Here is a 21,583-nt window from a genome sequence, read left to right as displayed (position 1 = left end):
GACGGCACCACGCTATGGACCCGGTGAAGCCGTGGGCTTAACTTAGGTCCCATGACCTCCCCCCGCTCCACTTATGGCGGCGGTTACTACTCCGCGCCCTCCTTCCCGGACACCCCCATCTACGACTCCCTCGTCGCCGAACGCGGCACCCCGCAGATCGCCCCGATCCGCGTCCCGGCCGCCTACGAGTCCCCGAGTGCCGGATACTCGAGCGGCGGGTACCTGCCGGCTCTCGCGTCGTCGATGCCCGCGCTGCCGCCGGCCCAGCCCCAGCAGCAGCAACAGACCTCGGGGTACGGATACCCGTACCAGCAGCAGTCGGCCCCGCAACCGATGCCGCTGCAGCAGGCCCCGGCCCCGTACATCCCGCAGCAGCAGCCGATGGCGGCCCGCGGCGGATACATGCCGCAGCCCCAGCCGCAGCAGCCCCGCCCGGTCGCCATGGCCACCGGGTACGAGGCGATGCGTCCGGCCGCGCCGCGTCCGATGCAGGTGCCCGCACCGGTGCCGGCCGCCTCGTACGAGGACCCGTACGGCCGCCCCTACCAGGGGCGCGGCTACTGACGGGGCGCCGAGACACGGGTGGCCGAGGGGCCGGCAGGATGCCCCTATGTCGAACTTGCACGTGCAGGCGCTCCACGTCCATCCCGTCAAATCGGTAGCGGGAACCGCTCCCGACGAGGTGGCCGTGGAGCCCTGGGGTCTGTCCGGGGACCGACGTTGGGCGCTGATCGATCCCGAGGGCACGGTCATCACCCAACGCCGTCATCCGCGCCTGGCCCTGGCCGCGGCGCGTCCGGCGGGTGGTGGCCGGATCGCCGTGACGGCGCCGGGCATGGCGGAGCTGTGCGTGGAGGTGCCCGAGCCGGGTCCGCTGGAGCCGGTGATGTTGTTCGGGAAGAAGGTCGAGACCGTGGCCGCGGCGACCACGGCGGCCGACTGGTTCAGCACGTACCTCGGGGAGCCGGTACGGCTGGTGCACATGGATGATCCGGCGGTACGTCGTCCCGTGGATCCGGACTACGCCCTGCCGGGCGAGACGGTGAGCCTGGCCGACGGATATCCGCTGCTCATCACCACGCTCGCCTCGCTCGACGCGCTCAACTCGCTCATCGCGCAAGGGGACCATCCGGAGGAGGGTCCGCTACCGATGAACCGTTTCCGTCCCAATGTGGTGGTTTCGGGTGCCGAGGCGTGGGCGGAGGACGGGTGGCTCCGCATCGCGATCGGCGATGCCGTCTTCCGCGGCGTGCGCGAGTGCGGCCGATGTGTCGTCACCACCACCGACCAGGAGACGGCCGAGCGGGGCAAGGAACCGCTGAAGACGCTGGCCAAGCACCGACGGATCGGCCGGTCGCTGGCCTTCGGGCGGATGCTGGTGCCGGTGCGCCTCGGTACGGTGCGCGTCGGCGACGAGGTCCGTGTCCTTCTCTGACGGAAGGGGTGGGAGGTGCGGGAGGGTGGTCGCGGACCGGCGACCGGCCGACCGGATTGACACCTTCGAGGGGCTCGGCGCCCCGGCTGGAACCAACTGGCACGACCAGGCCGTTGGAGCAGTCAGGACAGAGGCGCAGACAGGCGGAGACTGGCACAGGTTGGGGGAGCCGGACCGTGCGGACAGCAATGGGTGTGTGGCGTTGGCGGCGCAATCCGCTGCGCCGGCCGACCGATCTTTTCGAGGCGTGGGTGGCGTTCGCCGCGCTGGTGTGTGTCCTGGTGGTGGCTCCGGCCGTCGGCTGGGTCGCGGGCCTGCGGGTGGACGGTACCCTTCAGCAGGCCGCGCACGAGCAGCGGCAGGAGCGGCATCTCGTCCCGGCGGTGGTGCTGCGGCCCGCCCCGGAGTCGGCGACGGCGGACGCGAGCGCCGACACGTCGACGCAGCGGACGGCCCCGCACCGGACGCAGATCGTGGCCTCGTGGACCGCGCCGGACGGCAGCAGCCACGAGGGAACGGTGCCGGCCGCGGAGGAACCACCGCGTCCCGGCGAGCGGTTCCGGATCTGGACCGACGTCGGCGGCAGGGTGGTGGGGCAACCGCTGGACCCGTCCGCGGCCGTGTTCCACGCGGGGATGGCGGGGCTGGCCGCCGCGATCTGCGTGGCCACTCTGGTGGAGACGGTCCGACGGCTGGTCGTACGGCGGCTCATGCATCAGCGGTACATACGTCTGGACCGGGCCTGGGCGGCGGCGGGGCCGGACTGGGGCCGAGCGGGCGCGGGCAGCTGACCTGGCAGCTCATCGGCTCCGCGCGCGCTACGGTGGAGCGGCCGGACGGGTCGCTCCAGTGACTCCGGTGGCTGCGGTGACTTCAGACTTCAGTGGCATCGGTCGTATCGGCAGCGCGAGTACGAGGGTGGGGGCACGACAGCACCATGGTTCAGGGCACGGTCCAGGTGACGCACAGCGGGACCTCGCGGTGGCGGCGCCGCTCCGGTGAGTATCCGACGCTGACCGCCGCGCTCGCCGTCGCGGGAGACGGGGACGTACTGACCGTCGCCCCCGGCACCTACCGCGAGAACCTGGTCCTGGACCATGCCGTCACCCTGCGCGGACCCGAGGGCGGTACGGGGTCGGTGCGGATCGCCCCGGTCGACGGGGTCGCGCTGACCGTGCGCGCCTCGGCCGTCGTGCAGGACCTGTACCTGGAGGGCCAGGACCGGGCGGCGCCCGCGCTGCTGGTGGAGGACGGCTGCCCCGAGCTCACCGACCTGCGGGTGAGTACCCATTCCGCCGCCGGCATCGAGGTACGCGGCTCCGGAGCCCGACCGCTGGTGCGACGGTGCACCGTGGAGAATCCGGCCGGTGTCGGCATCGCCGTCCTGGACGGCGGCGCCGGGGTGTTCGAGGAGTGCGAGGTCGTGGCCGCCGGGCAGAACGGCGTCTCGGTGCGTGGCGGCGGCCGGCCCCGGCTGGAGCGCTGCCGCATCCACCACGCCACGGGCGCGGGCATCGGGATCACCGGGGAGGGCTCGGGGCTGGAGGCCCTGGGCTGCGAAGTGTACGAGGTCAAGGGTGCCGGGGTGCAGATCGCCGCGCGCGCCACGGCCCGGCTCACGGACTGCTCGGTGCACCGCACCTCGGCCGACGGGGTCACGCTCGACACCGACGCGGTGCTCACCCTGACCGGCTGCGACATCCACGACATTCCGGAGAACGCGGTCGATCTGCGGTCCCGTTCGGTCCTCACCCTCAGCCGCACCACCGTGCGCCGTTTCGGCCGCAACGGCCTGTCCGTGTGGGACCCCGGCACCCGGGTGGACGCCGAGTCCTGCGAGATCCACGACAGCACGGGGGACTATCCCGCCGTGTGGATCAGTGACGGGGCCACGGTCTCCCTCGACTCCTGCCGGGTGCACGACGTACCGGACGCGCTGTTCGTGCTCGACCGCGGCTCGCGTGTCGACGTCGTCGACAGCGATCTGTCCCAGGTGCGCAACACCGCCGTCTCCGTGAGCGACGGGGCCACCGCCCAGCTCGACGACTGCCGGATCCGGGAGGCGGCGACCGGGGCCTGGTTCCGCGACCACGGCAGCGGCGGCACGCTCGCCGGCTGCACCATCGACGCCGTCCAGACCGGTGTGATCGTCACCAAGGGCGCCGACCCCACCCTGGAGCGGTGCACGGTCACCTCCCCCGCCGAGGCCGGCTTCTACGTGTCGGCGGGCGGCCGGGGCACCTTCACGGCCTGCCGGGTGTCCGGCAGTTCCGGCTTCGGCTTCCACGTCATGGACGGCTGCCGCACCACGCTGACCCGCTGCCACACCGAGCGTTGCGCCCGCGGGGGCTACGAGTTCGCCGAGGACGGGCCGACCGTCGTGGAGTGCACCGGCGACGAGTCCGGCGCGCGGCTCGCGGACCGGTCCGCCCCGGGTGGCGGCGCCGTCACCGAGGCGCGGGCGGGCGTCCGTACGGCCACCGGGACGCAGGGCCCGGTGGCGCCGGCGGCGCCGACGCCCCCGCCCTCCGTGCCACGGCCCGCGGACGGGACGCAGGACGCTCCGGCCGCTCCCGCGCCGGGTTCCGTCGAGATGCTGGGCCGGCTCGACGCGCTGGTGGGCCTGGACAGCGTCAAACGCGAGGTGCGGGCGCTCACGGACATGATCGAGGTGGGCCGGCGGCGGCAGCAGGCGGGTCTGAAGGCCGCCTCGGTGCGCCGGCACCTGGTCTTCACCGGCTCCCCCGGCACGGGCAAGACCACGGTCGCCCGGCTGTACGGGGAGATCCTGGCCTCGCTCGGGGTGCTGGAGCGCGGGCACCTGGTCGAGGTGTCCCGGGTGGACCTGGTCGGTGAGCACATCGGCTCCACGGCGATCCGTACGCAGGAGGCGTTCGAGCGGGCGCGCGGCGGGGTGCTGTTCATCGACGAGGCGTACGCGCTGGCGCCGGAGGACTCGGGCCGGGACTTCGGGCGCGAGGCGATCGACACGCTGGTGAAGCTGATGGAGGACCACCGCGACGCGGTCGTCGTGATCGTCGCCGGGTACACGGCGGAGATGGAACGCTTCCTGACGGTGAATCCGGGAGTGGCCTCGCGGTTCTCCCGGACCATCACCTTCGGGGACTACGGTCCCGAGGAGCTGCTGCGGATCGTGGAGCAGCAGGCGGAGGAGCACGAGTACCGGCTCGGGGAGGGTACGTCGCAGGCGTTGCTGACGTACTTCGCCGAGCTGCCCAAGGGCCCGGCCTTCGGCAACGGCCGCACGGCCCGCCAGACCTTCGAGTCGATGGTCGAGCGGCACGCGGGCCGGGTGGCCCAGCTCGCGGAGCCCAGCACGGACGAGCTCACCCTGCTGTTCCCGGCGGATCTGCCGGCGCTGCCCGCCCTTCCCACTCCTTGCTGACCGGGAGCCGCTGACCCGGCAGGTCGGCCCGCGCTGCGGCGTCCAACCGGGCGAGCAGGGCGTCGCGTTCGGCGGCGAAGGCCGGATCGGCCTGGTAGTCGCCGTGGCCCAGGATCGGGGCGGGCAGCGGATGCCGGGCGCTGCGCCCGTAGGCGAGCGGGTCGGCGAGCGGCCCGCGGTCCACGTCCTGCCCCGCGCCGGGCAGGGCCGGGCCGCCGATGGGGTCGGTGGCCCGCCAGAGGTTGCGCCAACAATCGACCTCGCGGTGCAGGGCGGTGAGCGGCCCGGGGCCGAAGTAGGCGGGGAACCAGCGGCCGTAGAGGCGGGCGAGCGGGGATCCGTAGGTGAGCAGGGCGACCCGGCGGCGGGCGGCCGGCGGTAGCTGCCAGACGGCCGCCGCGGCGAGCACGCTGCCCTGGGAGTGGCCCGAGATGACGAGGCGGCCACCGGTGCGACCGGTCCAGCCGGCCATCCGCCAGGTCAGGTCGGGGACGGCCCGCTCGGCGTAGCAGGGCGGTGCGAAGGGGTGGGCGGCGCGCGGCCAGAAGGTGCCGACGTCCCACAGGATCCCTATGGTCCGGCGGGCGGCGGGGTCCCGGTAGGCACGGCGGCCCCAGGCGACGAAAGCGGCGATGCCCAGGCCGATGAGCCAGGACCCGGCGTCCTGGGCGGCACGGGCGGCGGCCTCCAGCAGCGGCAGGGTCCCGCGGGCCGCCTCGCCCGGAACCTTCCCGCTGAACCAGGCCCCGGCCAGCGCGCCCGCACCGAGCACCAGGGTGATCCCGGAGACGGCCGCCACGAACCAGGGCGCGGAGTCCGTGAGCGCGGCCGCGGTCCGCGCCCCGGCGATCCGGCGGCTGCGGTCCAAATCCGGCGTCTCCCCCGAGTACTCGGCGGCCACGGCGGCGGCGAGCCGACCCCGCGCCCTGCCTCCGCGCGCCGCGAACCAGGCCGCGAGCAGGGCCAGTACGAGGAGCATCGGGGGCAGCACGGCGGCCTGCCAGGACAGCAGCACGGGCGGCCCGGGCAGTGCGGCGCCGCGCATTCCGGGCGTGGCTCCCCCGTCCAGCCAGTCGGCGACGCGCTGGGCGACCCCGCCGGACATCACCCCGCCGAGCGCGCAGCCGAGCATGGCGACGGCGGGACCGCCCAGGCCCCGCAGGGCGGCCGCCGGGTCGGGGGCCCTGCGGTACAGGTACCGGGCGACGGCGGCCAGGGCGAGCACGCAGAGCCCCTGACCCAGCATCAGCACGCCGAAGGTCAGGTCCCCGGGGAGCCGTCCGGTGGCGGTCCAGTCGGGCCGGGACCAGCAGGCGTGCACGAGGACGGCGGCGAGCAACGCGAGCGAGGCGCCCGGCAGCAGGGTGACGGCGGCCCGGTCGAGCCGGTGGTCGGGCCGGGCCTCGGTGCGGCCGCGCCGGCAGACGACCGAGGCCACGGCGACGGCCCCGACGGCGAGCAGGACCTGGGTGAGCGTGCCGAGGGCCGCGAGGAGAGGGGCACCGGCCCGGCGGTCGTGGCGGGCGGTCGGTACGGAGACGGCCACCGCCACGGTGAGCAGCCCGGCGGCGGTGTGCGCGGCGCGCAGCCGGGCGACGAGCCGGCGGCCGTACCAGAAGCCGGGGCGCCCGAGGGCGGGCACGGGGTCCGAGGCGGTGTCCGGGTCGGCGGCTCCGGCGGGCGGGGGCTGGGACTCGTAGGCGCTCCAGGTGCGGTTCGACAGGTACCAGAGCAGCCCGGTCAACGCGGCGGGGACCAGGGCCCCGAGGGCGAGGCGGCGCCCTGGCTGGGCCCACCAGCCGCCGCCGGGCGCGAGGAAGCCGAGCCAGGAGCGGAACCGGGAGCCGGCGCAGGTCCCGGAGCCGGCGCACTGCCAGGCGAGGAGGTCGAGCGCGACCTCGCAGGCGGCGGCGATCAGCAGCACGGTGAGGCTGAGGGCGAGGATCCGTACGAGGACCCCGTACGTGCGCACGGCGCGCGGCGCGGGCCGGTCGGCGGGCGTGGCCGGCCGGGCCCAGTGGGCGAGGTTGGCCACCATGAAGGGCAGGAGCAGCAGCCACAGGGCGCGGGCGCCGTTGCCGGAGGTGAGCCGGGACCAGCAGTAGGCCTCGGGGACGGGTCGCCCGGCGTACCGCTCGGGGTGGGCCTCGGCGTCGGCGTCCTCGGTGCGGCGGAAGACGGCGGCGGTGGAGTCGCCGGTGACCCGGACGGTGCGCGGGTCGCCGAGCAGCTCACCGGGGGCGGCGCCGGCGACTCCGTGGACCAGGAGTTCGAGGGCGAGGGGGGTGGCGGGCGTGGCGGGCACGGCAGGAGGACGAGTGCCGGGCGGGGTGTCGGGCGGAATGCCGGGCGGGGTGTTGGGCAGGGGGCCGGGCCGGGGGTCCGGTGGGGAGGTGTCGGGCTGGGGGCGGTCGGGCACAACGGCCTCCGCTCGCGGGGCGGGATCGGCGCGACTCCAGCATCCCGCGCGCGGGGGCCGCTGCCCAGGTCCCACGCGGGGATCGACACGGATCGGACGGCGTCGGACGAGATCGGGCGAGGTCGGACACCGTCGAACGCCGTCGGACGGGATCGTTCAGGATCGGGCGAGATCACTACGGACTTCTCGCGGGTGCGGGGCTATGGTGGCGCGCACGCCCGTTCAGCACCTCACCCCAGGGGGTACCGCCCATGGCTCGCCGACTCCGCCCGGTGGGGCTCGACTTCATCGAGGACGCGCCGGTACGGCTGGTCTTCGCCGCCGACACCGTGGCACCGCCCGAGGCCGTCTACCACGCGCTCGCCGAGGAAGTGACGGGCTGGGCCGACTGGTTCGGGGCCGTGACGCTGGCCCGCCCCACGCACGGGGGCGCCGGTCGCGAGGTCAGACTGAAGGGTGGTGTGCGCTTCCAGGAGACCGTCATGGCCGCCGATCCCGAGCGGCGGTACGCCTATCGGGTCGACACCACCAACGTCCCCGGGGTGCGGGCCCTGTTGGAGGAATGGCGGCTGACCCCGTCCGGTACCGGCACGCACGTCCGCTGGACCTTCGCGGCGGACGGGCCGACCCCGTTCCGCCTGGGCCTGACCGCCGCCCGCCCGGGCCTGGGCCACTCCTTCCGCACGGCGGTGCGCAGCCTGGACCGGCGCCTCAGCGCCCGTCGTGCGTCGGGCCGGTGACCGCGGCGAGGCGGGCGAACTCCCACGGGTCGTGCGCGCTGAAGACGGTGACCTCGTCGGCGTGCTCGCGGACGAGTGCGCGCAGGCGGTCGCGGGTCGCGGTGCGTACCGCGGCATCGGTCTGCGCGCCCTGCTGGACCGGTTCGAAGACCGGGTGGGCGAGCGGCGGGGTCTGTTCGAGCTCCCCGTGATACGTGTACGCGTCGCCCGCGTGCAACAGCCACCGGCCGTCGTCGTCGCGCACCGCGACCCCCGCGTGCCCGGCCGAGTGGCCGGGCAACGGCACGAGCAGCAACTCGCATCCCAGCCCCTGCGGTCGCGCCACCCCGGGGAAGCCGAACCATGTCGTGTGCCCGTCGACGGTCGCGGGTGACAGCAGCGGGCCGTGCGCCCGGTGCGCCGGCATGAAGCGCTCGACACTGTGCCGGTGGTGCGCGGCCGAAGGATCGGTGACGGCCCGGTACTCGTCGGGGTGCACGTGCACCCGCGCGTGGGGGAAGTCCGCCAGCCCGCCCGTGTGATCCCGGTGCAGGTGGGTGAGAACGATGTGCCGCACGTCCCGCGGCTCGTACCCGAGGCGGGCGACCTGGTGCAGCGCGCTCTCCCGCGGGTCCAGCACGGGCTGGGCGTAGGCCACCCAGTCCGCGCCCAGCGTCCGGTCGGGCTGCAGCAGATCGGTGGTGCCGATCCCGGTGTCGACCAGGATCGGTCCGTCCGTGTCCGTCTCGATGAGCAGGCAGTGGCAGACGGCGGGCGGCGCGCGGTGAGCGGCGCCCGGCGCGGGCTCCGATCCGAGCGGTGGAATCGTACGGAGCGAACCGCAGTTGAGATGATGGATGCGCACAAAGACCCCCTGGAGGTACACGGGCGGGCTGTTCGCGACGGACGCTACGAGGGGCTCCCGTGACTCACCAAACGGTTGGACACGCGCCGGAAGGCGCCCAGGACGGCCCGCCGACGGACGGCCCACCGGCGGACGGCCCGCTGGCGGACTGCCCGGACACCGCTCTCGTCCCGCCCGCCCGGGAGCCGCACTGTCCGGTCGACATCACCCTCGGCGCGCTGGGCGGCCGGTGGACGCCACTGGTCCTGCGGGAGTTCCTTCGCCGCGGCGAAGCCACCTACTCCGAACTGTCCACGGCCCTGCCCGTCCTGTCGGACAAGGTCCTCTCTGACCGGCTGGCCCAGTTGACCCGGGTGGGCGTCATCGAGCGTCACCGCACCCCCGGCTGGCCTCCCCGGGTCCGCTACGTCCTCACCGGCCGGGGCCGCGCCCTCGAACCGGTGGTGCACAGCATGTGGGAGTGGGGCAGCGTAGGACAGCCGTAGGTCGTCCGCTCAGGCGACCGGTTCGCTCCAGATCCCGGTCGTCAGCAGCGTGTCGATGGTCTTCGCGTACGGGGCGATGTCGAGCCGCTGCGCCGCCAGCCACTCGTCGGAGTAGTACTTGTCCAGGTAGCGGTCGCCCGGGTCGCACAGCAGGGTGACGACGCTGCCCGTGCGGCCCTCCGCCACCATCTCCGAGATGATCTTCAGGGCGCTCCACAGGCCGGTGCCGGTCGAGCCGCCCGCCTTGCGCCCTATGGCCGTCTCCAGCGCCCGACAGGCGGCGACGCTCGCCGCGTCCGGGACCTTCATCATCCGGTCGATGGCCCCCGGCACGAAGCTCGGCTCCATCCGCGGCCGGCCGATGCCCTCGATGCGGGAGCCGCAATCGCTGCTCGCGTCCGGGTCGTTGTTCGTCCAGCCGTCGAAGAAGCAGGAGTTCTCCGGGTCCGGCACGCAGACGCGGGTGTCGTGCTGCATGTAGTGCACGTAGCGCGCGATGGTCGCCGACGTGCCGCCGGTGCCGGCGGTCGCCACGATCCAGGCGGGCTCGGGGTACCGCTCCAGGCGCAGCTGCTGGTACATCGATTCGGCGATGTTGTTGTTGCCGCGCCAGTCGGTGGCCCGCTCCGCGTACGTGAACTGGTCCATGTAGTGCCCGCCGGTCCGGGCGGCGAGCTCGGCGGACGCCTCGTACATCTTCATCGGGTCGTCCACGAAGTGGCATTCACCGCCGTGGAATTCGATGAGGCGGCACTTCTCCGGGCTGGTCGTGCGCGGCATGACGGCGATGAAGGGGACACCGATCAGCTTGGCGAAGTACGCCTCGGAGACGGCGGTGGAGCCGGAGGACGCCTCGATGACCGGGCGGCCGGGGCGGATCCAGCCGTTGCAGAGCGCGTACAGGAACAGCGAGCGCGCGAGGCGGTGCTTGAGGGAGCCCGTCGGGTGCGTGGACTCGTCCTTGAGGTAGAGGTCGATGCCCCACGCCTCGGGGAGCGGGAAGCGCAGCAGGTGGGTGTCGGCGGAGCGGTTGGCATCGGCCTGGACCTTGCGGACGGCCTCCTTCAGCCAGGCCCGGTAGTCCGCGTCGCTGCGATCGACATCAACGGTCGTGGCAGTCGTACCGGTGGTTCTGGTGGTGCCGGTGGTGCTCATGTGCCGCGCTCCTTCGTGGGTGAACTTCGCCCCCCCCTTCTTCGCAATGTACCTCTCCCACCTGCACAAACGTTCGCTTTGGGGATCCATGCACATCCCTTTCGATCGCGTTCGGTTGCACTGCGCGGCACCGTGGGTGACCCTGGTGGAGCATTACCGAGGGTGCAGCACCCGTAACACTCATGTCGGGGAGTCGCAGCCGTGATCAGTCATTCCCGCAGGCACTGCGTCGTCGAACTGCAGGCCTTGCCGTCGCGGATCGGCCAAATCCGCAGAATCGTTTCTGCACAACTGCGCCACTGGGAGCTGGATCCGCTCATAGACCGGGCTGCGCTCGGCGTGACGGAACTGCTCAGCAACGTCCACCGCCACGCGCAGCCGGACAAGACCTGCACCGTGGAGATCGAACTCCGGCTCGGGCGGCTCACGGTCTCGGTCATCGACAGCGATCCGCGGCTGCCGGTCGTCCACGAGACGCGGGCGGAGGCACTGGAGACCTGTGGGCGCGGGCTCGCCCTGGTGGCGGCGCTGAGCGAGGCCTGGGGGGCGCGCGAGCGGCCCGACGGCCCCGGCAAGGCGGTGTGGTTCTCGCTCACGGCTGCCCCGACCCCGGCGGCACCGGTGCGGCCGGTCCCGATCAGGGCCACGCCCGTACGCGAACCCGCGCGCTCGGTGCTCCTGGCCATCGATCCGGGGGCCGTCGCGACAGGCCTGCCGGTGGCCTCGCCGGTCGGCGCCCGCCCGGGGTGACCGACGGCCGGCCACCACACCCGGCCGGCCCCCGTCCGGCGGTCCGGGGTGGACACCCGAGGAGGACACCCGCCGGGCCAGGGCTCCGGCCCGGGCCAGGGCTCCGGCCTAGGCCAGGGCTCCCAGCGGGTCGTCGAGCACCGGCTGCCACGCCAGCTCCGCCGCGCCGACCAGGCTGTTGTGGTCCAGGGTGCACGGCAGGATCGGCACCCCGCCGCTGCGGCCCCACAGACTGCGGTCCGCGACCACCGCGCGCAGCCGATCCGGGTCGGCGTGCAGCAACTCCCGGTGCAGTCCGCCCAGGATGATCCGGTCCGGGTTGAGGATGTTCACCAGGCCCGCGAGGCCGAGGCCGAGGCGGTCGATCAGCTCCTCCGTGGCCGCCCGTACCGCCGGTTCCGCGGGCTCGTCGCGCAGCAGGTCGCGGGCCTGCTGGAGCAGCGACACCTCGGGGCCGGGGCTGCGGCCCGCCGCGGTGAGGAAGGCCAGCGGATCCGCCTCCACGTCCAGGCAACCGCGGCTGCCGCAATGACAGGCCCGCCCCTCGGGGTTCACGGTGAGGTGGCCGACCTCCAGCGCCAGGCCCGAACTCCCGCTGTGCAGGCGGCCGTCCAGCACCAGCGCGCCGCCGACCCCGCGGTGCCCGGTGGCCACGCACAGCAGGTGCTGGGCGCTGCGCCCCGCGCCGTGCCGGTGCTCGGCCAGGGCCGCGAGGTTGACGTCGTTGCCGGTCAGGGCCGGGCCGTCGATCCCGGCCGCCTTCACGCACTCCGCGAAGATGGCCCGTACCGGGGAGCCGGCCGGCCAGGCCAGGTGCAGCGGGTTGAGCGCCGTACCGTCGGGTTCCGCGACGGCCGAGGGGACCGCGAGGCCCGCGCCGACGCAGCGGCGGCCGCTCCGAGCGAGCAGCTCCGCGCCCGCCTCCACGACCGCGCCCAGCACCTGCGCCGGATCGGCCGAGACGGTGACCTTGCCGGGGGCGGTGGCCACGATGCGGCCGCCGAGGCCGACCAGGGCGGCGCGGAAGCCGTCCGAGTGCACCTGGGCGGCCAGTGCCACCGGGCCGTCCTCGGCCACCGAGAGCCGGTGCGAGGGGCGGCCCTGGGCTCCGCCGGTCCCGCCGGCACCGCCGGGGCGGGAATCGACCCGGATCAGCCCGAGGGCCTCCAGCTCGGCGGCGACCGCTCCGGCGGTGGCGCGGGTGACCCCGAGCTCGGCCGTCAGGACGGCGCGGGTCGGGGCGCGGCCGGTGTGGACGAGCTCCAGCGCCGGCCCGAGCGCGCCGCGACCCCGTTCCAGCCTGGTCCGCGCCGCCGTACCGGACGCGGACGGCGTGGTCACATCCCCCACCCGCGGCGGGGCCCCGTTGCCGTTCATGGCATCGATCCTCGCATGATCGGAGGGCGCCGGGTGCCGCCGCTCAGCCCAGCCCGCCGACCCGGAGTGTGATGTTCAGCCGCCCGGTCAGTCCGAGCTCCCGCGGGCCCGTTCCCGGCAGGACCTTCGGTACCCCGTGATAGGCGAGTCGGCTCGCCTCCCCGAAGACGAAGAGGTCCCCGCTGCGCAGCTCGACGTCCTGGTACGGGCGCCCGCGGGAGGCGGTGTTCCCGAAGCGGAAGACACAGGTGTCGCCGAGGCTGAGCGAGACCACGGGCGCGGTGGACCGCTCCTCGGCGTCGCGGTGCATGCCCATGCGGGAGTCGCCGGCGTAGAAGTTGATCAGGGCGATGTCGTAGGCCGCCCCGGGCTCCGGCCCGGGCGGGGTCCCGTACGCGGCGGCCACCGCCTCCCGCCCCAGTTCGGCGAGCCACGCAGGCATCGGCTTGACCGGTGCCCCGTCGCCGTCGACGGCGGTGCGCGCGTATCCGTACGGGTACCAGTGCAGGCCGAGGCACACCTGGCGGGCGGTCATCACCCCACCGCCCGGGGTGCGTACGGTGCGCAGGCCGGCGGGCGGCCTGGCCCACTCGCGGCAGGCCGCCAACAACTCGCCCTGGCGCCGCGCCCCGAGCCAGTCCGGCACGTGCACCGCGCCGGGGGCGATCACGGTCCGCTCGCGCGGGAAGAGTTCCCCGTTCATGCTCTCCATTGTCGCGGGCGGGCTGATAGGACTCACGGTATGGAGATCACCGAACATGTGAAGACCCTCGCGCGCGAAGGCGAGCTGCTCGCCGAGGTGGCCGAACGCGCCGGTACGGACGCCGCGGTCCCCACCTGCCCGGGGTGGCGCGTCACCGACCTGCTGCGGCACACCGGCTCGGTGCACCGCTGGGCCACCGCGTACGTCGCGGAGCGGCGACTGGAGCCGATGGGCTTCCCGGACGCGCCGGAGCTGGTCGGCGGTGAGCTGCTGGCCTGGTTCCGGGAGGGCCACACGGACCTGGTGCGGACGCTGGGCGAGGCGCCGGCCGATGTGCAGTGCTGGACCTTCCTGCCGACGGCGCCGCCCTCGCCGGTGGCGTTCTGGGCCCGGCGGCAGGCGCACGAGACCGCCGTGCACCGGATGGACGCGGAGGCCGCGCTCGGTGTGCTGTTCTCGACGGTGGAGCCGCGGTTCGCGGAGGACGGGGTGGACGAGCTGCTGACGGGCTTCCACGCCCGACCGCGCAGCCGGGTGCGGACGGCGGAGCCCAAGGTGGTGCGGGTACGGGCCGCCGACACGGGCGCGGTGTGGACCGTGCACCTGTCGGCGGAGCCGGCCCGGACGGTGCGGGGCGACACGGGCGAGCCGGCCGACTGCGAACTGATCGGCGAGGCGGCCTGGCTGTACGAGGCGCTGTGGAACCGGATCCCGCTGGCGGGTCCGGCGGTGAGCGGCGACCTGACGCTGGCCCGGCTGTGGACGGACACGGCCGGAATCTGACCGTGGGAGGGCCGGGGGCGGCGTGGAGGGTCTTGTGACGGGCGGTGCACGCTGTGACACTCCACGTATGGAGCGACGTACGCAGGCGGACCGGGACGCGATCACCATCGAGATCGGCTACGCCGTGGTCAGCGCCTGCTTCGCGGCCGCCCTCGCCTTCGGCGCGGTGTACGGTCCCGCGCTCGCGTTCTCCCTGCCCCCGTCGGTACGCCGAACCTTGGCCGTGGCCGGGGTGATCGTGGCGGGGGTGGTCTTCCTGCTCCGTGTCACCCATGTGCTGTGGGGATTCGCCCGCCGCCCGGAGAACGACGGGCGCTGACCACGGGCACGGCGTCACCCGTCCGGAAATTCGGGTGCCGGGGCCGGCGCGGACCGTAAGGATGACGGGCATGACCGGTGAGACGCGGGCGGGGAGTCGGCAGGACACGGGTGGGGCGGGGCGGCCGCTCGCCTTGGTCACGGGGGCGGGACGGTCGGCGGGGATCGCGTCGTCCGTCGTGCTGGACCTGGCTCGGGCCGGGTGGGACGTGGCCTTCACCTACTGGACCCCGTACGACCCGCGGATGAGTTGGGGCGCGGAATCCGGTGCGCCCGAGGAACTGCGGGCCGCGGTGACGTCCTTGGGCGCGAGAACGCACGCGGTCGAGGCGGACCTGAGCGATCCGGCCGTACCGGCGCGGCTCTTCGACAGCGTCGAGGAGGCGCTGGGCGACGTCACCGCGCTGGTGCTCTGCCATTGCGAGTCGGTCGATTCGGGCCTGCTCGACACCACGGTGGAGAGCTTCGACCTGCACTTCGCGGTCAACGCGCGGGCCGGCTGGCTGCTGATCCGGGAGTACGGGCTGCGGTTCCGCGGCCGGCACGGCAGCGGGCGGGTCGTCAGCCTGACCAGTGACCACACCGCCGGCAACCTGCCGTACGGGGCGAGCAAGGGCGCCCTGGACCGGATCACGCCGGCCGCCGCCCAGGAGCTCGCCCACCTGGGTGTGACCTGCAACGCGATCGACCCCGGGCCGACCGACACCGGGTGGATGACCGGGCAGCAGAAGGCGGACACGGCCCGCGCCACTCCCCTGGGGCGCGTCGGTACACCGCAGGACTGCGCGAACCTCGTCACGTTCCTCTGCTCCACCGAGGGCGGCTGGATCAACGGCCGGCTTCTGCGGAGCGACGGCGGCCTGGGCGGGGCGAACGGCGGTTGAGTCACTCCCCCACCCCGGCACGCCGCCCCGTTGGACACGGGGGCAGCCCTCAGCCGAGGGTGGCCGCGTACGTGGTCTGGGCGCGGTACTTCCATGTCGGTCCGGCGTTCCACGGGTTGGGCATGACCGTGCTGGTCGCGTACGCGTAGCCCGCACCCCGTTCGAAGGCCGTGCGGAGGGTGGCGCGCATCGCCTCGGGGTCGGGGACGTCGTGGACCAGGTGCCAGAACGCCGTGCCGCTCGGGTCGAGTTCGGTGCCGGAGCGGTAGCCGGAGGCGTGGTCGAAGACGTTGCCGCCGAGCCAGCCGGCGCCGGTGTACGCGGCGTACGTGTCCTCGAAGGTGACGAAGATGTCCGCGGTGCGGTGGGCCGGTTCGAGGTAACAGTCGGCTATGGCGGTGCCGGGATTGTTGACGACGAGGTCGGGGACGGTCGGGTCGATGGCGTCCATCCGCTCCTGGACGTAGCGGCGCAGCTCGGCGTAGTAGTCGCGGGTGGTGTTGGCGGGGCCGCAGTCGCGACCGACGACGTCGAAGAAGATGCCGTCGACGTGGAGGCGGCCGTCGGGCGGCCTGAGGTAGTTGTCGACGGAGGCCTTGGCCGCGGCGATGTCGCGGTTGCCGTGGTCGGTGTGGACGTAGCCGAGCACCCGGGTCTTCTCGCCGGTGGAGGTGGTACGGGCGCGCAGCGCGTCGGCGCGGGAGCGCCAGGGGGCGTCGAAGGGGGAGTCGCCGTTGCCCGGGTTCAGTACGACCACCGAGGGCGCCGGCGCGGTGGTGGTGAGGTCGGTCAGCATGGGGTCGTTCGCCCAGACGTAGGCGGGGACGGCGATGTCCAGGCCTCGTACCCCCGGCGTCCGGGGCGTCGGGGGCGGGTCGGGTGCCGGCGCGGCCGACGGGGGCGTGTCGCGTGCCGCGGCGATGATGGCAGGCGCCGACACGGCCAACACGGCGGTGACCAGGGCGGCGTACAGGGCCTTCACGGCGCGAGGCATGAACGTTTCCTCCGGCGGCGGCAGGGGGCGACCCGAGGAACACTAGACGGGCGGCCCATCGTTCAAGGCTGAACCGCCCGCATTCGTATGAGGAACAGAAGAGCGAGCCATCCCCTCATCATGTGAATCTCCCGGATCCGCGCGGCGGTCCGGGTCCCCGCCCTCCCGTCATACGGCCGGCAGTCCGACCCCGTGCGCCAACTGGTCGGCGGCGTGCGCGAAGAAGCCGGCACGGTCCTCGACGACCCGGTTGAACTGGCCGAACAGCTCGCAGGACACCAGCCCGATCAACTGGGCCCAGGCGACGACGAGCGCGGCGGTCACCGCCGGGGGCAGTCCCTCGGCGAAGTCGGCGGTCATACGGTCGGCCTCGGGGCGCAGGGTGGGCGGCAGCGGCGGAAGGGCGAGGCCGGGACCCTCGTACGCGGCGCGGAGGATGCCGATGAAGGCGTTGGCGACGCGGGAGGCCGGGCCGACGGTGTCGACGGGGGCGCTGTAGCCGGGGACCGGGGAACCATGGATGAGGGCGTACTCGTGCGGGTGCTCCAGCGCCCAGGAGCGGACGGCCTCGCAGACCGCGATCCAGCGGGTGCGGGGCGGGGCCCCGGCGGCGCGGGCGTGGGCGTCGGCGGTCTCGGCGGCCGCGCCGACGCTGTCGTACGCGTCGATGATGAGAGCGGTGAGCAGTTCGTCCCGACTGGGGAAGTACCGGTAGAGGGCGGAGGAGACCATGCCCAGCTCGCGGGCCACGGCGCGCAGGGAGAGTTTGGCGGCTCCCTCGGCGCCGAGCATGCGGCGCGCCTCGTCCTTGATGGCGGCGGTGACCTCGATGCGGGCCCGTTCCCTGGCCCCTCGCACGGTATTCATGCGGGCCAGTCTGCCACGCGAACGGAGCACCGCACAGGAAACGGATTGCCGCTCCAATTCGAGAGCACTGCTCTTGCTTTGGTGCATCGATCCGTGCACACTGCTCTCAAGCGAGAGCAGTGCTCTCTCGATGGAGGAAGTCGAAGCGGCCCCGGAGGTCACGATGAACGCGCCCACCCCGTACTACGTCCAGGCCACCCCGCTCGCGATCCGCTTCAACTCGCTCTTCGGCAAGCTGGCGCGCTTCGGCATCAGCCTGGCGGGCACCGCCGAGTTGTCGGTGCGCGGCCGCAAGTCCGGTGAGATGCAGCGGATCCCGGTCAACCCGCACACCTACGAGGGCGCCCAGTACCTGGTCTCGGCCCGCGGCCACTCCCAGTGGGTCCGCAACATGCGCGTGGCGGGCGGCGGCGAGCTGCGTGTCGGGCGCAAGGTGCGCGCGTTCACCGTCACCGAGATCACCGACCCGGCGCGGAAGGCCGACATCCTGCGCGCCTACCTGGAGAAGTGGGGTTGGGAGGTCAACCGGTTCTTCCAGGGGGTCACCGCGAAGTCCTCCGACGCCGAACTCCGGGCGGCCGCCGGCGACCACCCGGTCTTCCGGATCACGGTGTCCGGCTGACGGGCGCCGGCGGCCGTCCGGACGGCCGCGCGCCAGCCCGGCCCGGCCCGGACTGCTGTGACCGGTCCGGACTGCTGGACCGGTCCGGAGGCGGCGGCCGCTCAGGACGGCGACCGGTCCGCCCGGACCGGTCGCTCAGTCGAACGGCCGACGCAACCGATACACCAGCCGCTCCCGCAGGTGGTGCCGCCACAACCACGGCGGCAGCTCACGGTGCGGGACGAACGACCACAGGTCGTCGTCGGCCTCGTTGCCGCGGGGGCAGCGTCGCAGCAGTTCCAGGCAGCGCCGGTCCACCGTGCGGTGGAGCCGCGCCACGTGGGCCAGGGCGATGACCCCCTGTTGGCGGATCACCCGGTCCGCCGACTCCAACGCCCTCGCGACCATGGGGAGCACGGCCGCGGGGTCCTCGTGGTTGAGGGCGAGCCCGATCACCGCCTCCCCGACCCGCGGCTCGCCGCGCTCGAAGGCGGCGAGGACGACGTCCGGTCGGTCCTCGTCGAGGAGGTTCGAGCGACCCCGCCAAAAATCCGGACCACCCGCGCCGTCCGCCGTACCCGTACCCGTACCCGCGCCGTCCGCCGTACCCGTACCGTCGGCAGCACCGGTGCGGTCGGCCGTACCCGTACCGGTGCCCTCCGCCGGGCCCGCACCGTCCGCCCGGGCTTCGCCGTCGCCCCCGCCCACCACTGCCCCTAGCCCTGGCCCTGGCCGCCGCCGCTGCGGGCCGCCGCTTGTCGGGCGTCCATCATGTGCAGCGCCTTGCGGGCCAGCGGGTACGTACGCACCAGCTCGGCCAGCGTCGTCGAGCCCCGGGTGATCCGGGCGAACGCCCGCCACGCCGGACCGAAGCCGGTGATCGCCACGTGCAGCAGCCGCGGCTTGGCCTCGAAGAGGTGCAGCATCCGCGTACCGACCCCCATCTCCACGCCCAGCCCGGCCTTCACCGCGAAGGCGTAGTTGAGGGCCTGGCGGCGCGCGTCCACGGCGTCCTGCGCCTCGGAGATCTTCACCGCCCACTCCCCCGCCAGCCGCCCGGAGCGCAGCGCGAAGGAGATCCCCTCCCGGGTCCACGGCTCCAGCAGTCCGGCCGCGTCGCCCGCCACCAGCACCCGGCCGCGCGAGAGCGGTGAATCGGGCTTGCGGCAGCGGGTCAGGTGGCCGGAGGAGACGGCCGGTTCGAAGCCGGCGAGTCCGAGCCGGGCGATGAAGTCGTCCAGGTAGCGCTTGGTCGCGGCACCCTCGCCCTTGGCCGAGATGACCCCGACGGTCAGGGTGTCTCCCTTGGGGAAGACCCAGCCGTAACTGCCGGGCAGCGGGCCCCAGTCGATCAGTACCCGCCCCTTCCAGTCCTCCGCGACGGTCTCGGGGACGGGGATCTCGGCCTCCAGGCCCAGGTCCACCTGGTCCATCTCCACGCCGACGTGCGCGCCGATCCGGCTCGCGCTGCCGTCCGCGCCGACCACCGCGCGGGCCAGCACCGTCTCGCCGTCGGCGAGCACCACGGCGACGGTGCGCCGGTCGGGGACGGCCGCCCCGTGCTGCTCGACGCGGGCCACGGCCGTACCCGTACGGATGGTGGCGCCCGCCTTCTCCGCCTCGGCGACCAGGCCGGCGTCGAACTCCGGACGGTTGATGAGCCCGAACAGCATGTGCTTCGAGCGTCGGGTGCGGGTCAGCTTCCCGTCCATCGAGAAGGTGACCGCGTGGATGCGGTCCTTGAGGGGCAGCACGAACCCCGGAGGCAGGGCGTCGCGGGAAGGGCCGATGATGCCGCCGCCACAGGTCTTGTAGCGAGGCAGCTCGGCCTTCTCCAGCAGCAGGACGCGCCGCCCGGCCGTCGCCGCCGCGTACGCGGCCGAGGACCCGGCAGGTCCCGCGCCGACCACGACCACGTCCCACACCTCGCCGGTCTCCCCGGCCGCCTCGTCGCCCGCCCCCCGGTCGTCCTGCCCCGTGCCCACGCCTGCGTCTGCGCCCACGCCTGCGCCCACACCGGCGTCCGCGTCTGCGTCCGCGCTCGCGCCCGCCTCCGCGCTCGCGTCCATGCCTGCGCCTGCGTCCGCCCCTGCGTCTGCGTCGCGTACGTCGTCGTCGCTGCTCACGATGTGTTGCTGCTCCTGATCACCCGGTTGCTCCGATGCCGGGGAAATCCTACGGCGAGACACCGCCCGGTCCCGCTGTGCGAGGATCAAGACTGTCTTTCGCCCACCCGGCATACGCACACCCCGCGCGTGCGGGCGGCGTACGAACAGAACAACGTCGCACCCAGAAGGAGCGTGCCCATGTCCCAGAATCCGATCGCCGAGACCATCGCCTCGCTGATGCCGCGCGCCAAGCGGGAGCTGACCGAGTTGGTGGCCTTCCAGTCGGTGGCGGACTGGGCGCAGTTCCCCAAGAGCGAGAGCGAGGCCGCCGCGAACTGGGTGGCCGACGCCCTGCGCGTCGAGGGCTTCCAGGACGTGGCGCTGCTCGACACCCCCGACGGCACCCAGTCGGTCTACGGCTTCCTGCCCGGCCCCGAGGGCGCGCCGACCGTGCTGCTCTACGCGCACTACGACGTCCAGCCGCCGCTCGACGACGCGGCCTGGACCTCCCCCGCCTTCGAGCTGACCGAACGCGACGGCCGCTGGTACGGGCGCGGCGCGGCCGACTGCAAGGGCGGGTTCATCATGCACCTGCTGGCGCTGCGCGCGCTGAAGGCCAACGGCGGTGTGCCCGTGCACGTGAAGGTGATCGTCGAGGGCTCGGAGGAGCAGGGCACCGGCGGCCTCCAGCAGTACGCGGAGGCGCACCCGGAGCTGCTGACCGCCGACACCATCGTCATCGGCGACGCGGGCAACTTCCGGCTCGGGCTGCCGACGGTGACGGCCACCCTGCGCGGCATGTGCCTGGTCAAGGTGAAGATCGACACGCTGGGCGGCAACCTGCACTCGGGCATGTTCGGCGGCGCCGCCCCCGACGCGCTGGCCGCGCTGATCCGCGTACTCGACTCGCTGCGCGCGGCGGACGGTTCGACGACCGTGGACGGCCTGGCCTCGGACGAGGTGTGGGACGGCCTGCAGTACCCGGAGGCGGACTTCCGCGCCGACGCGAAGGTCCTCGACGGGGTCGAGCTCATCGGCGAGGGCACGATCGCGGACCGGCTGTGGGCCCGCCCGGCCGTCACGGTGCTCGGCATCGACTGCCCGCCGGTCATCGGCGCGACGCCCTCGGTGCACGCGAGCGCCGGCGCGCTGATCAGCCTGCGGGTGCCGCCGGGCGTGGACACCGCCGCGGCCGTCAAGCTGCTGCAGGCCCACCTGGAGGCGCACACCCCGTGGAAGGCGCGCCTCGAACTGGAGGTCGTCGGTCAGGGCCAACCGTTCCAGGCGGACACCGACAGCCCGGCGTACACGTCGATGCGCAGGGCCCTGGAAGCCGCCTACCCCGGCCAGGAGATGCAGATCAGCGGCATGGGCGGATCGATTCCGCTGTGCAACACGCTGACGTCCCTCTACCCCGAGGCGGAGATGCTGCTGATCGGGCTGAGCGAGCCGGAGGCCCAGATCCACGCGGTCAACGAGAGCGTGTCGCCGCAGGAGCTGGAGCGCCTGTCGGTGGCGGAGGCCCTCTTCCTCGTCGACTACGCGGAGTCCAAGCGCGCCTGACCCGCCCGCCGGTGCCCGTACCGGCCGACAGAGCATGAACCCTTACGTGGGTACGCCCAGGACGTTCCGCCGCCGCGCGGTGCGCCCTGGGCGTACTTCGCTCCGGGTGAATTCACGTCCCCGCGGCCGCGGACCGGCCGTACGTTCGTCC

The 21,583-nt window shown here is 73.8% G+C and carries 21 protein-coding genes; 12 read left to right on the top strand and 9 right to left on the bottom strand.

The window, feature by feature from the left end; all coding sequences use genetic code 11:
* The first annotated feature begins 51 nt into the window (after positions 1 to 51).
* The 4 genes from ACWG52_RS32995 (at position 52) to ACWG52_RS32980 (ending at position 4,841) form a co-directional block, all read left to right on the top strand.
* Complete coding sequence (locus tag ACWG52_RS32995) at positions 52 to 564, top strand: DUF6643 family protein (RefSeq protein WP_033214071.1); 513 nt, start codon at positions 52 to 54, stop codon at positions 562 to 564.
* A 46-nt stretch (positions 565 to 610) separates the two neighbouring features.
* A complete protein-coding gene (locus ACWG52_RS32990; protein ID WP_389807088.1) occupies positions 611 to 1,435 on the top strand; it encodes an MOSC domain-containing protein in 825 nt (274 codons plus the stop codon).
* Positions 1,436 to 1,611: 176 nt separating this feature from the next.
* Positions 1,612 to 2,226 (top strand): Rv1733c family protein, encoded by a 615-nt coding sequence (locus ACWG52_RS32985; protein ID WP_389807089.1) that lies wholly within the window; start codon positions 1,612 to 1,614, stop codon positions 2,224 to 2,226.
* 146 nt (positions 2,227 to 2,372) lie between these two features.
* A complete protein-coding gene (locus ACWG52_RS32980) occupies positions 2,373 to 4,841 on the top strand; it encodes a right-handed parallel beta-helix repeat-containing protein (protein WP_389807090.1) in 2,469 nt (822 codons plus the stop codon).
* Here the strand turns inward: ACWG52_RS32980 and ACWG52_RS32975 are convergent.
* Positions 4,783 to 7,146, bottom strand: coding sequence for a hypothetical protein (locus ACWG52_RS32975; RefSeq protein WP_389807091.1), 2,364 nt, complete (start codon positions 7,144 to 7,146; stop codon positions 4,783 to 4,785). The two genes, ACWG52_RS32980 and ACWG52_RS32975, sit on opposite strands and share 59 nt — an antisense overlap.
* 365 nt (positions 7,147 to 7,511) lie before the next feature.
* On the opposite strand from ACWG52_RS32975, the gene ACWG52_RS32970 reads away from it, so the two are divergent.
* Entirely contained in the window at positions 7,512 to 8,000 is a 489-nt protein-coding gene (locus ACWG52_RS32970; protein ID WP_389807092.1) for an SRPBCC family protein, read from the top strand.
* Here the strand turns inward: ACWG52_RS32970 and ACWG52_RS32965 are convergent.
* Entirely contained in the window at positions 7,972 to 8,844 is an 873-nt protein-coding gene (locus ACWG52_RS32965) for an MBL fold metallo-hydrolase (RefSeq protein ID WP_390136139.1), read from the bottom strand. The two genes, ACWG52_RS32970 and ACWG52_RS32965, sit on opposite strands and share 29 nt — an antisense overlap.
* A 59-nt stretch (positions 8,845 to 8,903) precedes the next feature.
* On the opposite strand from ACWG52_RS32965, the gene ACWG52_RS32960 reads away from it, so the two are divergent.
* Entirely contained in the window at positions 8,904 to 9,329 is a 426-nt protein-coding gene (locus tag ACWG52_RS32960; protein ID WP_389807094.1) for a winged helix-turn-helix transcriptional regulator, read from the top strand.
* A gap of 9 nt (positions 9,330 to 9,338) precedes the next feature.
* Here ACWG52_RS32960 and ACWG52_RS32955 read toward each other — a convergent pair whose 3' ends face one another.
* On the bottom strand, positions 9,339 to 10,484 hold the full coding sequence (locus ACWG52_RS32955; protein ID WP_389807095.1) for a PLP-dependent cysteine synthase family protein: 1,146 nt from the start codon (positions 10,482 to 10,484) through the stop codon (positions 9,339 to 9,341).
* Positions 10,485 to 10,685: 201 nt separating this feature from the next.
* Here ACWG52_RS32955 and ACWG52_RS32950 point away from each other — a divergent pair, with 201 nt between their 5' ends.
* The gene (locus tag ACWG52_RS32950) at positions 10,686 to 11,234 is read left to right on the top strand and encodes an ATP-binding protein (RefSeq protein ID WP_389807096.1); all 549 of its coding nucleotides are present in this window, start codon (positions 10,686 to 10,688) and stop codon (positions 11,232 to 11,234) included.
* Positions 11,235 to 11,342: 108 nt separating this feature from the next.
* Here the strand turns inward: ACWG52_RS32950 and ACWG52_RS32945 are convergent, their stop codons facing one another.
* Both ACWG52_RS32945 and ACWG52_RS32940 read right to left on the bottom strand, forming a co-directional pair.
* Complete coding sequence (locus ACWG52_RS32945) at positions 11,343 to 12,611, bottom strand: ROK family protein (RefSeq protein WP_389807097.1); 1,269 nt, start codon at positions 12,609 to 12,611, stop codon at positions 11,343 to 11,345.
* 43 nt (positions 12,612 to 12,654) lie between these two features.
* Positions 12,655 to 13,314 carry an alpha-ketoglutarate-dependent dioxygenase AlkB family protein gene (locus ACWG52_RS32940; protein WP_389807098.1) on the bottom strand — a complete coding sequence of 220 codons (660 nt, stop codon included), beginning with the start codon at positions 13,312 to 13,314 and terminating at the stop codon, positions 12,655 to 12,657.
* A 39-nt stretch (positions 13,315 to 13,353) separates the two neighbouring features.
* On the opposite strand from ACWG52_RS32940, the gene ACWG52_RS32935 reads away from it, so the two are divergent.
* The 3 genes from ACWG52_RS32935 (at position 13,354) to ACWG52_RS32925 (ending at position 15,299) form a co-directional block, all read left to right on the top strand.
* The gene (locus ACWG52_RS32935) at positions 13,354 to 14,097 is read left to right on the top strand and encodes a maleylpyruvate isomerase family mycothiol-dependent enzyme (RefSeq protein WP_389807099.1); all 744 of its coding nucleotides are present in this window, start codon (positions 13,354 to 13,356) and stop codon (positions 14,095 to 14,097) included.
* A 67-nt stretch (positions 14,098 to 14,164) separates the two neighbouring features.
* Positions 14,165 to 14,416 (top strand): DUF6332 family protein, encoded by a 252-nt coding sequence (locus ACWG52_RS32930; protein ID WP_389807100.1) that lies wholly within the window; start codon positions 14,165 to 14,167, stop codon positions 14,414 to 14,416.
* 61 nt (positions 14,417 to 14,477) lie between these two features.
* Positions 14,478 to 15,299, top strand: a complete 822-nt coding sequence (locus tag ACWG52_RS32925; RefSeq protein ID WP_453126726.1) for an SDR family oxidoreductase — start codon at positions 14,478 to 14,480, stop codon at positions 15,297 to 15,299.
* A 49-nt stretch (positions 15,300 to 15,348) separates the two neighbouring features.
* On the opposite strand, the gene ACWG52_RS32920 is transcribed toward ACWG52_RS32925, so the two are convergent.
* Together ACWG52_RS32920 and ACWG52_RS32915 are read right to left on the bottom strand one after the other, a co-directional pair.
* The gene (locus ACWG52_RS32920) at positions 15,349 to 16,293 is read right to left on the bottom strand and encodes a spherulation-specific family 4 protein (RefSeq protein ID WP_389807102.1); all 945 of its coding nucleotides are present in this window, start codon (positions 16,291 to 16,293) and stop codon (positions 15,349 to 15,351) included.
* 168 nt (positions 16,294 to 16,461) lie between these two features.
* The gene (locus ACWG52_RS32915; RefSeq protein WP_389807103.1) at positions 16,462 to 17,160 is read right to left on the bottom strand and encodes a TetR/AcrR family transcriptional regulator; all 699 of its coding nucleotides are present in this window, start codon (positions 17,158 to 17,160) and stop codon (positions 16,462 to 16,464) included.
* Between the two features lie 163 nt (positions 17,161 to 17,323).
* Between ACWG52_RS32915 and ACWG52_RS32910 the strand changes: the two genes are divergently transcribed.
* Positions 17,324 to 17,782, top strand: coding sequence for a nitroreductase/quinone reductase family protein (locus ACWG52_RS32910; protein WP_389807385.1), 459 nt, complete (start codon positions 17,324 to 17,326; stop codon positions 17,780 to 17,782).
* Between the two features lie 135 nt (positions 17,783 to 17,917).
* Here ACWG52_RS32910 and ACWG52_RS32905 read toward each other — a convergent pair whose 3' ends face one another.
* Both ACWG52_RS32905 and ACWG52_RS32900 read right to left on the bottom strand, forming a co-directional pair.
* Positions 17,918 to 18,469 carry a hypothetical protein gene (locus ACWG52_RS32905; RefSeq protein WP_389807104.1) on the bottom strand — a complete coding sequence of 184 codons (552 nt, stop codon included), beginning with the start codon at positions 18,467 to 18,469 and terminating at the stop codon, positions 17,918 to 17,920.
* An 8-nt stretch (positions 18,470 to 18,477) separates the two neighbouring features.
* A complete protein-coding gene (locus ACWG52_RS32900) occupies positions 18,478 to 19,686 on the bottom strand; it encodes a geranylgeranyl reductase family protein (protein ID WP_389807386.1) in 1,209 nt (402 codons plus the stop codon).
* Between the two features lie 381 nt (positions 19,687 to 20,067).
* Between ACWG52_RS32900 and ACWG52_RS32895 the strand changes: the two genes are divergently transcribed.
* Positions 20,068 to 21,432, top strand: a complete 1,365-nt coding sequence (locus tag ACWG52_RS32895; protein ID WP_033214106.1) for a dipeptidase — start codon at positions 20,068 to 20,070, stop codon at positions 21,430 to 21,432.
* The last annotated feature ends 151 nt before the right edge of the window (positions 21,433 to 21,583 follow it).

It is taken from the genome of Streptomyces sp. CLCI03 (genome assembly GCF_053615355.1).
Note: the sequence above shows the minus strand (reverse complement) of the source record. Positions and strands in the feature narration are given on the sequence as shown.